Origin of the sequence: Desulfosporosinus sp. HMP52 (assembly GCF_000765145.1) — a bacterium.
Classification (GTDB): Bacteria; Bacillota; Desulfitobacteriia; order Desulfitobacteriales; family Desulfitobacteriaceae; genus Desulfosporosinus.
Map to the genome: position 1 here is coordinate 91,873 of NZ_JMGA01000001.1, position 13,100 is coordinate 104,972.

Sequence of the window (13,100 nt, forward strand, 5' to 3'; positions counted from 1 at the left end):
CCTTTCACCTGATACTTCGACAAAAGGGAGAATTATCCTCCCATAAAATTTCTTTAATGGAAGTATTTATAATTTAAACTATCATTTTGCCTTGATCCTGAAGCACATCCGGGAGCTGGAATGATATATAAAATTTAGTACCTTTCGAACTAGATTTGATATCTACTTGTGCATTATGTGTTTCCGCAATGGTAAAGCTTGTCGCCAGGCCTAAACCCGTCCCATCATCCTTCGTCGTGAAGAATGGAGTTCCAACTTTAGCAAGGTTTTCTGCAGGGATACCACATCCTTCGTCCTCAACCACTAATAATACTTTATCATCAATTAAATTAGTTCTGATGGTCAGGCTTCCTCCCGCCTTCATTGCCTCCAGCCCGTTGCGGACTAAATTCATGACAAGCTGAGAGATCTCATTTTTATTAAGCTTAAGACTAGGAATTGCACCGGGAATATACCTAATCTGTTTGTTTTGGTTAAAGGCGTCTGCTTCAATAAGTGGATATAGATGATTGAGGATGTCGTTAAGGTTTTGAAACTTCATCTTAGTGTGCTTAGTCCTTGCCAGCATTAGAAATTCCGTAATAATTGAATTCGCTCGATCCAGTTCTGAGATCATTAATTCAAAAATAGGTTTTTGGGCTGCGTATTGGTTTCTCTCTCCCAATAATTGCAGAAAGCCTCGGACAGTTGTCATTGGATTCCTTATTTCATGGCCTATTCCTGCAGCCATTTGACCCAATACCGCAAGTTTTTCACGCTGACGAAGCCTCTCAGTCTCCTTTCTGGCTGAAGAAATATCTGTTGCAACAACCACATTACCAATCAAACTATTATCTATTCCTTGAACCGAATTTAGATTTAAAACAATATCTCGATTCACCCCATCTTTACTTAGAAAACATCCCTCTATTCCTTCGTGTGATTTTTTTATTTTGCTGGGCTTGCTTAAGTTTAACCTTAATAAGCTCTCAACTTTACTGAGTCTTTTATTGATAACTTCTTCTTCAGTAAAACCCGTTAGGTGAATAAAGCTGTTATTGCACATGCTGACTCGACCATTTGCGTCAGAGACTAAAACCATGCTATCCATTGAATTTAAAATCGTCTTTGTCTGTAGTTGCAAATTCTCAAACAGGTGAGCCAGCTTAGCATCATTAAAATAAAGCAGCCAACCTCCCTGTGAAAATCTAAAACCACTGATTTCCAGCTCAACCTTATCCGTTCCTTTATCAATTGTCCGAAAAACGTTATTGAACCTTTTAGCACCCTCTCTTACGTCTCTGATCGTTGATTTATCCCCATTTTTATAGAACCTTTTTTCAAAGATTAAAGAACTCAGGCCAATGAGCTCCGTTGGGGTGACTCCGATTAATCTTGCAGCTTCTGTATTTACAAATCTAATTTTTTCATATTTATCGTAATTGATTATGCCTATCGGTAGTTCATTGAGAATGGTCTCGTGATACAAATATGGGTGAGTAACCGTCGATGCAAAGAGACCCTTATAAAGAAAGAAGTAATATACAAACTTTAGGATATGCCCGTATGTATAATCAAAGGAAGATAAACTTAAATAGGATGCAAAGGATTGTTCTGCAGGGATTGCTATAATTAGGGCGACGAATAAATACTTTTCTATGATGTATTCTTCCTGCTTTACCTTTGGATATAGGAGTAGTAAATTTAGGAGGAATAAAGCAATTATAATATACTCGCAGATAATCTTAGCTGTTGTTACCCCGCCGTTATCTGTAAGCAGTACCGGGAACCACCCTTGATAGGCGTAAACTAAATAGGATATGGATGCGCCAAGTGAAATCGTTATTACAAGACCTAATGATCTTTTCTGGGGGCCTTTAAACCTATCAAAAGTTCCAAGGAGAAGAATAACTCCTTCTGTTAGACGGCCAAGAACCCAATACCGGGAAGATATGTCATCGAAGCCCAATGGATGATGATTAAGCAATGGGTAATAGTATGTATGGAGAAAATCGAACCCCCCAACCAGCAAGAAGCCAAAGCCAACCAGTCGATTGATAGTAGAACTACGCTCATAATTCTGCCACATGGTAAGAAACGTAAATATTGCTACGCAAATACAAGCTCCCTCTAATGCAGAGTGAAGAAAAATCGGATCATTATGCCAGATATCTTGAAGTAGATGTGAACTCAGATAACTGATTAACACTGAAACCAGTGCTACAGATGATAACACTACCGGAGCCTTTGCTCCGTTGCCTTTGTTCATAATAAGATTCGTCCAACCCAATAATAACACTCTCCCTTGATGCAGTTGTCTCAAATTATCAAATCATACTTTTTAATTAATAATTTAATTACCATTTACTTTAATCTCACTAGGAATTGTATATCTAAATTGTGATCAAATTTTCCAGTATCGTCATTATACGTTACTAGCTATGTCGAAATCACGAGTAATTATGAGATAAGAAAATGGTTGAAGTTCTGGAAGGGCCTGTAAATTAAAGGTTTTATCGAATTCTAAGAACATTTTTTATCGCAAATTTTTCTTTTTAGAAAAGAATTGTGATAAATGACAAGAAAAATGAGTCATTAAGCAATTTCTAAGAAACAGTAGGACGCTAAGGACTTCTATGAACAACAACGCAAAATCGGTCTCTTCCACCTGTACAGTGGAAAGAGACCGATTTCTAAAAGAAACAACCTAACATATTTAAAAACCAAGAGCTCCAATTTATTAGTAAGCCTATTTTGGTAGTCTGGCTAATTGCTTAAACGAGTCCTGCAAATCAAGGTACAACTTTTTGTAAAGCTGATAATACTCTCCATATACCTGACCTGCAGCAACATTGGGTGGCTGGACACTATTCTTGATAACCAGGTTGTCACAAGCGTCTTCGACAGAATCATAAATTCCTGCTCCAACACCTGCTAGGATGGCTACACCAAAGGCTGGTCCTTCATCCGCTTTAATTGTGCTGACAGGACAACCGTACAGGTCTGCAAGCATTTGTCTCCAAAGGGGACTTCGTCCTCCACCACCACAGGCAATCATGTCTGAAACATTAACCTGCATTTCTTTGAAGACATCAACACATTCCAGCTGGGAATAGGCAACCCCCTCCATAACAGCACGAATCATGTGGGCACGGTTATGGGAGGCAGACAATCCGAAAAACACACCTCTGGAATAGGGATCCGGATGAGGAGATCGCTCTCCCATTAGGTAGGGCAGGTAAATAAGTCCGCCTGCTCCCGGCTTAACTTGTTCCGCCAGAGTATTCATGATGATATAGGGGTCAACTCCCAGTTTTTCTGCCTCCATCATTTCTGGAGCGCAACAGGTGTCCCTTAACCATTTCAGTGATAAGCCCGCACCTAAAGTACAGCTCATGACCGTCCATTTCCCTGGTACCGCACTGCAAAAGGTATGCACTCTGCCCTTAATATCAATCGAAACGTCATCTGAAATTGCGTAAACCACACCGGAAGTTCCAATAGTTGTAAAGGCACTCCCCGCCCTAACAACTCCTGTACCAACTGCAGCTGCAGAATTGTCAGCGGCACCGCCCACAACGATTGTTCCCTCACGAAGTCCTGTCAGCTCAGCGGCCTTTCCGTGTACTTTACCGGTAACCTCCGGCGACTCGTAGATCTTACCCAGCAAAGACTTGTCAATGTTAAATTTCGATAATATTTCATCAGACCAACAGCGTTTAGGGATATCCATCAGCTGCATCCCTGACGCATCTGACATTTCAGTCGCAAATTCACCCGTAAGCATATAACGGATATAATCTTTAGGAAGCAAAATATGAGCACATTTCTCATATATTTCAGGTTCGTTATTTTGAACCCAGAGAATTTTCGAAGCCGTAAAACCTGTTAGAGCAGGATTGGCCGTGATTTCGATGAGTCTTCGTTCCCCGACTAATTTATTCATCTGTTGGCATTCGTTATCGGTTCTTTGATCACACCAAATGATTGATTTTCTTAAGACAATTCCGTTTTTATCCAGCATGACAAGCCCATGCATCTGTCCGGAAAGACCTATTCCGGCAATTCCAGAGGCATCAATTCCACTTGTGGTGATAACATATTTAATACCTGCGCAGGTGGCACTCCACCAATCAGAAGGGTCTTGCTCTGCCCAACCATTTGCTGGCTGATATAATGGGTATTCAATCGTTTTTGAACAGATTGCGTTCCCGGCAAGATCAAACAACACAGTTTTTGTACCCGAAGTTCCTAAATCAACGCCAAGTAAAAATTGCACAGCGCACCCCTCCTGTTTCACAATTCTATCATAATTGGTGAAACTATCAGCTGATTTTTATCACAGCTTTAACTACATCTTGTTTATGGTTAATTACAAAGTCGAAAGCCTTGGCAACATCCTCAAAATCAAACTCATGGGTAATGATTCCTGAAATATCAATAATGCCTTGGGCTATTGCATTGATGGCTTGAGGATAGATATTTCTATAACGGAAAACGGATTTGATTTCTGCTTCTTTAGCTAATACTTTAGCAATGTTATATTCAATAATATCCTGAGGAGCCATACCGACAAGCACTATTCGCCCGCCATTTTTAATAAGATAGGGGGTTTGAGCAATAGTTTGGGCAGAACCTGCCGTTTCAATGACAATATCGACCCCTTTTTTGTTGGTCAGTTTTTCGATTTCTGCTAACACATCAACTTCTGTGGCATTTAAAACTGTGGTTGCACCCAATTTTTTAGCATATTCAAGCCTTTTGGGAATAACATCGACAACAGTAATATCCGTTGCGCCAAAGGCCTTACACGCCAGCAGCGTAACCAGACCAATGGTACCTGAACCGAGAATCACTACTGAATCTCCCAACTTGACATCGCCCTGCTTTGCAGCATGCATACCAACAGCTAAGGGCTCAACTAGTGCGCCTTCTTTGGTTGAGATTGATTCCGGCAGCTTAAAAGCCATATTTTCCGGGAAGGCAATATAATTCATAAAACAGCCATGATAGGGTGGAGTCGCTAAGAATTCTACATCCGGACAAAGATTGTATCTGCCGGATTTGCAAAATTCGCATTGACCACAAGTTATCCCTGGCTCTAAGGCTACTCTGTCTCCAACCTTAAGATTTTCCACGCCTGGTCCAACGGCCTCTACAGTACCGGCACATTCATGCCCCAAGATAAAATCACCATTGACCACAAAGTCCCCTATTTTACCATGTTCTAAATAGTGGACGTCAGACCCGCAAATTCCCACATATTCAAGTTTGACAAGAACCTGTTTTTCTTTTGGTACCGGAACTTCAATTTCTCGAATTTCCATTTTATTAAGACCTGTCATATAAGCAGCTCTATTTTTCATTGAGAACCCCTCCTTGAGTGATGAAAGTTAGTTAAAAATGGTGCAAGCACATATGAACGCTATCCATGTAATATTTAGCCAACAGGACATTCATCCCTGAGGAAGAATGTCCTGCGTACTCCAGAGAGCTGAGCAAAGCTGAGTTTAATTATTTAATTGTTCCGGATTTTTTTAGAATTTCAATATACTGATCTACATTATCTTTGTTTACTAGTGGGTTACCGATGTCTGTGTTAATTTCTTTTTCTGCTCCGGTTAAAAGCTTGTTACTGGCATCGAGCATTTTTTCTGCGAGTTCATTGGCATTTTGCAGACAAGTGGAAGTCATTCTTCCTTCTTTGATCAGGAATAAAGCTTCTGCAGTTCCATCAACACCATAGGCCAGCATATTTGTATATTTAGCATTGCCTTTTACAACTTCAAGTGCTCCAGCAGCCATGTTATCATTCATGGCAATAACAGCATCGATTTTATCGTTAGCTTGAACCCAGTCTTCCATATACTTCATAGCTTCGTCTTTGTTCCAGTTAGCAATTTGTTCACCGACGATTTTAACATCAGGACGCTTGTCAAAGAACTCTTTCTGCCAGCTGGCACGACGCTCATCGGCATGGAAATTACCAGAAGGTCCTTTTAGGACAACGACTTTTGCATTCTGGGGAATTTGGGTAAGAGCTGCACGGGCATTAACTGCTGCTTGCTCATAGGGTTGAGCATCAACTGATGATGCACCAGGAATACCGGAAATCCGTGCGTTAGTTGTGATAGCAAAGATACCTGATTGAACAACTTTTTCAACATAGGGTCTTTGTGATTCTCCACTGTTTGGTTGGACGATAATCAGATCAAATTTGTTGGTGATTGCATTCTCGATCATAGAGTTCTCTTTATCATCGTTTGCTTGACCATCAAAAACCTCAAGCTTTATGTTAGGATATTTGGTGGCTTCCTCTTTGACTGAATTAGCAAGCCAAGCAGCAAAAGAATCGGATTGAGCACGTGCAATATATGCAACTTTGTATGTTTTCTCGCCACTCGCAGAGTCATTGGGAGCAGGTGCGGCAGGCTTACCGGATGAACAACCAGCTAATAAGGTACCCACTAATAACAACGAAACTAAGCTTAACAGTTTTTTCTTCATCTTTTCTCCATCCTTCTCATCTTTATGTTATATCTTTGAACAGTAAGGCTATTTAATCCTTCTTTAACCTAGTTTCGTTAAAGAGATGATATTTTGATCATTAAATACCCTAACTGATGTTTCTACTTTTTAGCCGCCCCTTGATCCTCGACTTTTCCTAACATGCTGTTTGCTCGGCGATTCCTTGAGCGGATATCATAGATTACTGCAAGAGCGATAATTGTACCACGAACAATTTGCTGCATATAGGAGTCCACATTATTCAAGTTCATAATGTTGTCTAGAAAGCCAACAATAAACGCACCGGCAAGTGTTCCTCCAACGGTACCAATACCGCCGGAAAAGCTTGTTCCTCCAATAATAGCCGCTGTTAGTGCCGTAAATTCATAATTGATTGCACCATTAGGAAGACCTGCGTTAACACGGGACATAAAAAGAACACCGGCAATACCTACAAAGATACCATTAATGATAAAAACTTTGTATTTTACTCTGTGGACATTAATCCCTGAGGCAATTGCTGCTTCTTCATTCCCGCCGACAGCATAAAGAGAACGTCCAAAGGGGGTATGATTCAGTAAATACCAGGTCAAAATTGCAATCGCTACCAGAAAAATGATTGGAATGGGAATAACTCCAATTGATCCCTGACCTAACTCCACAAAATTCCCCAGCTGGAGGATATTCTGTCCTTCTGTGTAGAGAAGTGCAGCACCACGCGCCACAGTAAGCATTGCCAAGGTAGCTATAAATGGAGGTGCTTTAAAAGTACTAATCATGAGAGCATTGATGACATTACAGATAATCCCAGTGAAAATACCCACCGCAACTGCTAACAACAATGAACCGGTTGCTTTATAAGTCGATACTGCAAATACTCCGGCAAGTGCCAAGACAGAACCTGATGACAAGTCCAGCATCCCACTTATGATAAGCATCGTCGCACCTAGGGCCAGAATAGTGGTTACAGACAATTGTCTGGAAATGTTTGTCAAGTTGTTAACTGACAAAAAGTTAGGATTTGCCAGCGAACATACAATAAACAAGCCTACTAAAATCAAATAAATACTGTATTTCTTTTTAACTGTGGTCCAAAAATTATTATCTAGTTTCATTTTAGTTCACCCCCCCTGCTGTTAGAGTCCCAGTTGCATATCTCATAATGAGTTCTTGTGAAAAATCCTCTCGATTTATCTCCCCGGTAATGGTCCCTTTAGCCATGACATAAATCCTATCACACATCCCAATGACCTCGGGGAGTTCAGAAGAAACGATGATTACAACTTTACCCTCTTTAGCCAAATCAGTCATAAGCTTATATATTTCATATTTAGCTCCAACATCAATCCCGCGAGTTGGCTCATCCAAGATTAGAATATCCGGATTTCTCAACATCCATTTAGCGAGAACCACTTTTTGTTGATTACCTCCACTCAAGGTTGCAATCGGGGTATCAATAGTTGGTGTTTTAATTTTCATTTTGTTAAGGATTTCCGAGACCAATTTTCTCTCAACTTTCTTGTGGTTTCGGCAGGAATAGAAAACAGATTTCAAGTTAGAGAGAGTCGTGTTTTCCTTAACGGAGCGCATAGGGATAATACCGTATCTTCGCCTGTCCTCTGAAAGCATAACCATTCCATGCTGAATGCTCTGCTGAACATTGGTAATCTTAACTTCCTGACCTTTAATCTTTACCACACCCGAGGTTTTAGGTTCCAGACCAAATAATGAACGCATAACTTCAGTTCGTCCTGAACCCATTAATCCAGCAAATCCTAAAATCTCACCTTTTTTGACGTGGAAATTAACATTATGAAACAGACTTGGATAATTGAAGTTTTCAACTTGAAGCATATCTTCCCCAATCGGAACTTGTTCCTTAGGAAATGTAGTGGTCAACTTTCGTCCCACCATTAAGGCGATTACTGTTTCGATATCTAGCTCTTCCTTAGGATGACTTTCTACAACTGTTCCATCTCTTAATACCGTTATATCATCGGCGATCTGGAAAACCTCATCTAACTTATGTGAGATATAGATAATACTTACTCCTCGTGCCTTAAGTTCTCTTATCTTTACGAATAGTTTCTCTACTTCTTTAAGGGTAATTGCTGAAGTCGGCTCGTCCATAATGATGATATCAGACTTGTAGGAAATGGCTTTAATAATTTCCAGCATCTGAATATCTGAGATAGTTAGATCCTTGAGTGGAGTCGTTGGTGAATATGGAAGGTTTTCCGCCACTAAGAGCTCTTGTGTGCGTTGTCTTACCTCTTTCCAATTAACATTACCGAACTTTTTCACGGGGAGATTTCCAAGAAAGAGATTTTCTTCTACGGTCATCTCCGGAACATAACTCATCTCTTGAAAGATCATGGAGATCCCAAGAGTTCTGGCCTGGATTGGATTATTGATTTTTACAGGTTTTTCGTCTATATAGATCTGACCGCTATCTGGTTGATAAATTCCATTAATAATTTTCATTAAGGTAGATTTTCCTGCCCCATTCTCTCCACACAGAACATGAACCGAACCTTTTTTCACAGCAAAATCAATTTTATCTAGGGCTTTAACACCCGGAAAAGATTTTTCGATTTGTGACACCCGCAGCTTAATATTATCTTTCATTTTCTTCCCCCATGAGATTATTTGTATAATCCTTTCTCATGCTGCTTTCAGTAATTGGTATAGAATCTTTTCTCTTAAGATCCCACATATTTATTGACTTAAACCCGTTTACTGTAAAAAATAACTTGTTTCCCGCGATTTATATAAGACTTTTGTAAATATGTTTTAATAAGTTCCAATAAAATTATATCTCTTTTTGTGACTAAGTCAACCTGCTTTTAACTTGTAAAGTTATACATTTCAGATTAATTTTTCTTTACAACCCTCTATGACATTTCCGGAAAGAACAGCCTAAGAAAATATCAGTTTAGTATGATTAACAAGGTTTCCCTATCTAGAACCTCAATAATAAATAAATTACTGACTTAAATATTATTGATAAAGCTTTCCACGTGCTGTAAAGCTGCTCCGACGGCTGTGGCTTCTAACTTGTATTTGCAGACATGCAAATACTTTCCGTCGACTTCAAATGAATTTCTTTTTGAGACTAATTCTCTCAATTCCTCAATGTATTCGTCCATATAGGCTCCAGCATATCCGCCTATAATTACATTACAGTCATAAAGCATTCTTAAGTTATTAATAACCACAACTAAGTGTGAAAGATATTCATCCCAAAGAGCTTTTTGAGGTTCATTCTTTAATCTTAAGAGTCTAAAAAACTCAGCAATACTTCCGTTAGTACTGTCAGATAGTATTTTAGCTGAGCAATATACATCAACACAACCCTTTTGACCACAGTAACAAGTGCGCCCATCTTGAACTATTGTCATATGCCCAAACTCGCCACTACGTTGATTTTGTCCTGAAAAAGTATTCTTTCCTATTATAATAGATCCACCAACACTATTATTAAGGGAGAGATAAACCACATTTTGAATATCGTCTTCATTCCATAGTTCTGCAACGCCTGCCGCATTAGCATCGTTACTCAAAATGCAGGGATAAGGAATAAACTCACTAAATTCCTTTACACTTCCCCCTTGGAAATCGATAACAGTTGCGTAATTAACGGTTTGTTTATCAGCAGATAATATGGCGGGTAAAGCTATACCTACACCCAGAATTTTCGAACTTTCGATTGTGCTCTCATTAATAAATTCTTTTACTAAGTTACCAACTCCCTGAAAATATTCTTTGGAGTTGACAAATGGATACTGCTTACGGACATTTTTAAGTAACTTTCCACCTAAATCGATTAATACAATTCCAACATGATTTCGGGTAATATCTAAGCCAACAGCATATTTTTGCCTATTAAAGGTTATCGCCTTTGCCTTTCTGCCACCTGTCGATTCAAATAAACCAGTCTCAATAATTAAGTCTCTTTCTTGTAATTCTTTGATATTTTGAGTAACCGTAGGTAAACTCATATTTAAGGACTGGGCTATTTCTTGAATCGAGATTGGATCTCGCTTATATAAAAATTTATAGATAGCATTGCGATTAATCTTTCTCACTTCCATGCTATTAACTCTATTAATCATCTTATCCCCGACTTTCATAAATGTCTTTTATTAATGTGTTTATATTATTACATTTGAACAGATTTTTCAATTGAAATGACTAATGTTAATGCAATGAGTCTTTAGACCTATTCATGATAGGATGTTTGGGTCATTACGGGCAGACAAATTTTAATATATTCTTAATGCTAGATTGATAATGAGGAGAATTAACGATGGGATCTTTAACCCTTGATTACTTGAGCTGTACCTTTGAACGCGCAAAAGAACTTGATTACCAATATGTTGGAGTCCAAATCGAAATAGATGGCTTTGTCAAGCCTGAGATAATTATAAACCAAGTGGATAACTTTGAAAGTCTTCTTGCATACTACAAAAAGACTTTTAAAAGAAACCTAACCCATAAGTATATTAAAGGAAAGAGAATATCCGCTGTTACTTTTGGCAATTCGTTTAGTGATATAGAAAGGTATTTAATAGGCTAAATTTAATGCAAAGCAAGGAATTATAGAAGTTGGTTGGTGTTATATTATGAAGTATTTTATTTTGTACATTATCTGCTTAATATTAATTCTGATCTTCAATTATGGGGCACATCTTAAGGAAAAAGGGGGACGCTTTGATTAAGGCGTCTTTTTTTGTTACTTGATACTCTCTAGCTATTGCTTTGATCCGGAAATGATGTTAACCCCTTAAAATGTTTGAGTGAATACCTGCTCTGATTCTTCTAATCTTAGAGAAAATAAAAAGCCAGCTCGTCAAAATGAACTGGCAAATATTAATCTCCATACCAAATTGCCATTAACTACAAAACGAATATACCACATCAAACCATTTACTATCAATCGGTTAATTAATAAATTAATTTAGCAACTACAAAAACTAATACAATAATCCCTGCACTTACAGTTCCTAAGATATTAAAAATCCGTTCTCTGTTTTCTCTCTCTTTGAATTCAAGCAACTTCTCTTTACTAAATTGTGTGTTTAATGACATACCTCTCCCCTCCTATTAAAGCTTAATCATTCACTTAGGCAAAACACTTTACCTTCCTTTTATTTCCTTCATTATAATAAAATATTCCCTATATTGTACTGTGTTTTAAATTGTCTATTAATTATTCTATGTATTTTAGATACCGGACAAAAGAAGAAATTTGATCTAAAAATGCATTGGCGAGATTTAAATCCCTCTCGCCAATGCATTTTTAGTCAAATATAGTCCTATACAAAGCCTAAACTAGTATTAATGTCCTGCTGTAACTGCTGTTCCGGTGACTGATAAGGCTGGTACCAATTTTTCTGAGCAGCAAAGTCACTTAACTTAAAGTGGTCATCTATACAGCTGTTCAACTGATTAACAAGTTTTTCTCTGAAGACAGTCGATGTACTCTCTCCAAGTGCTACAGATAGTGAGTGTATAGCAAATTTGGAGTCTTTCAACATATCTTTAACAATATCTTGATCACTTAAGGCATTTGTGAATGTTGGCATGCATTTAACCTCCTATCATTGAAGAGTCTTATCGAAAACCAGATCCTGAAATCCCTTTAATTTTTCCCGGCGGGCAGTTACGTTATTTTTGATATAAGAAGCAAGTTCTTGATCTTTAACCATACTTATCATCGATTCAAGCTTTTTTATTCCTAAGGTCTCATTACATAGTAATTCATGCAACTCCAGCATTTCGTGAGTGGTAAGTTCATTTTGGTTTGCCAACCTAATCCCTCCTAGCACGTTATTTTCTTAAGACTATGTAGTTGATGCTTCTTCGTAATCTTGTTTAACTTGTTCGATGGGTGTTGAGCGTGGCAGATACCAATTATTTTGTACAGATAGGTCGACCAATCGAAAATGGTTTTGAATTGCGCTATTAAGTTGCTTTTTAAGAATTTCTCTTAGTTGAGGATTGGTTGTTTCAGTTATCGCCATAGACATTGAATTAAGGATAAACTTCGAATCTTTCAGCATATCTATAGCAATATCTTTTTCCGTCATCTTAGTAGTGTCAGAATCTTGAATTCCAAATAGATCCTCAAACCAGCCCATAATTACACCTCCTATTGTAGTACGTTACTACTAATGAATTGTTTTAATTCTTCAACGTTCTGTTCTTTAGCATTGGTTACATCATCGATATAGCTTGAAAGTTCACTATAATCTTGAATTGTCATTTTAGTAGTTTTGAGTTTCTTCTTTGCCATTACTTCAATACTAAGAAGTTCATGAAGCTCAATAGTTTCGCGTTGAGTAAGCATCTGATCTTGTTCTGACATTGTTCGCCCTCCTTTGTAGAAAAACACCTTCCGGCCTATTATTTGTGTGGTCTACTAGATTTATACAGCTTTGATATACTAATTCTAGAAATACCTTATCCGAACTTATTATCTTCACTAGCATATTAACATAGACTCAATTGAAGAAATCATTCTTGAGGCCAAAGGAATAAGCTCTCCATCTATAACTTAGAGAGCTTATACTTCAGTTCGTAATTTTGAGTTTTTATCCGATGACTACCAG

Annotated in this window: 13 protein-coding genes; 1 reads left to right on the forward strand and 12 read right to left on the reverse strand. The window is 38.2% G+C overall.

Annotated elements, in window-relative coordinates; all coding sequences use genetic code 11:
• Positions 1–73: 73 nt before the first annotated feature.
• From DP73_RS00460 to DP73_RS00490, 7 genes are all read right to left on the reverse strand, one after another.
• Positions 74–2,269, reverse strand: coding sequence for an MASE3 domain-containing protein (locus DP73_RS00460; protein ID WP_034596605.1), 2,196 nt, complete (start codon positions 2,267–2,269; stop codon positions 74–76).
• A 459-nt stretch (positions 2,270–2,728) separates the two neighbouring features.
• Entirely contained in the window at positions 2,729–4,258 is a 1,530-nt protein-coding gene (gene xylB, locus DP73_RS00465) for a xylulokinase (protein ID WP_034596607.1), read from the reverse strand.
• A 46-nt stretch (positions 4,259–4,304) separates the two neighbouring features.
• Entirely contained in the window at positions 4,305–5,345 is a 1,041-nt protein-coding gene (locus tag DP73_RS00470; RefSeq protein ID WP_034596609.1) for an NAD(P)-dependent alcohol dehydrogenase, read from the reverse strand.
• Positions 5,346–5,493: 148 nt separating this feature from the next.
• On the reverse strand, positions 5,494–6,486 hold the full coding sequence (locus DP73_RS00475) for a sugar ABC transporter substrate-binding protein (RefSeq protein WP_034596610.1): 993 nt from the start codon (positions 6,484–6,486) through the stop codon (positions 5,494–5,496).
• Positions 6,487–6,608: 122 nt separating this feature from the next.
• On the reverse strand, positions 6,609–7,601 hold the full coding sequence (locus DP73_RS00480) for an ABC transporter permease (RefSeq protein ID WP_034596612.1): 993 nt from the start codon (positions 7,599–7,601) through the stop codon (positions 6,609–6,611).
• A gap of 1 nt (position 7,602) precedes the next feature.
• Entirely contained in the window at positions 7,603–9,114 is a 1,512-nt protein-coding gene (locus tag DP73_RS00485; protein ID WP_034596613.1) for a sugar ABC transporter ATP-binding protein, read from the reverse strand.
• Positions 9,115–9,479: 365 nt separating this feature from the next.
• Positions 9,480–10,601: an ROK family transcriptional regulator gene (locus DP73_RS00490; protein WP_034596641.1), complete on the reverse strand. Its 1,122-nt coding sequence runs from the start codon at positions 10,599–10,601 to the stop codon at positions 9,480–9,482.
• Between the two features lie 194 nt (positions 10,602–10,795).
• Here DP73_RS00490 and DP73_RS00495 point away from each other — a divergent pair, with 194 nt between their 5' ends.
• Positions 10,796–11,065 (forward strand): hypothetical protein, encoded by a 270-nt coding sequence (locus tag DP73_RS00495; RefSeq protein WP_034596615.1) that lies wholly within the window; start codon positions 10,796–10,798, stop codon positions 11,063–11,065.
• Positions 11,066–11,433: 368 nt separating this feature from the next.
• Here DP73_RS00495 and DP73_RS23255 read toward each other — a convergent pair whose 3' ends face one another.
• The 5 genes from DP73_RS23255 to DP73_RS00515 form a co-directional block, all read right to left on the reverse strand.
• Complete coding sequence (locus DP73_RS23255; protein ID WP_165574360.1) at positions 11,434–11,577, reverse strand: hypothetical protein; 144 nt, start codon at positions 11,575–11,577, stop codon at positions 11,434–11,436.
• A 227-nt stretch (positions 11,578–11,804) separates the two neighbouring features.
• Positions 11,805–12,074 carry a spore coat protein gene (locus DP73_RS00500; protein ID WP_034596616.1) on the reverse strand — a complete coding sequence of 90 codons (270 nt, stop codon included), beginning with the start codon at positions 12,072–12,074 and terminating at the stop codon, positions 11,805–11,807.
• 15 nt (positions 12,075–12,089) lie between these two features.
• Positions 12,090–12,299: a hypothetical protein gene (locus tag DP73_RS00505; protein ID WP_034596618.1), complete on the reverse strand. Its 210-nt coding sequence runs from the start codon at positions 12,297–12,299 to the stop codon at positions 12,090–12,092.
• 33 nt (positions 12,300–12,332) lie between these two features.
• Positions 12,333–12,629 carry a spore coat protein gene (locus DP73_RS00510; protein ID WP_034596621.1) on the reverse strand — a complete coding sequence of 99 codons (297 nt, stop codon included), beginning with the start codon at positions 12,627–12,629 and terminating at the stop codon, positions 12,333–12,335.
• A gap of 11 nt (positions 12,630–12,640) precedes the next feature.
• Complete coding sequence (locus DP73_RS00515) at positions 12,641–12,856, reverse strand: hypothetical protein (RefSeq protein WP_034596623.1); 216 nt, start codon at positions 12,854–12,856, stop codon at positions 12,641–12,643.
• Positions 12,857–13,100 lie beyond the last annotated feature (244 nt).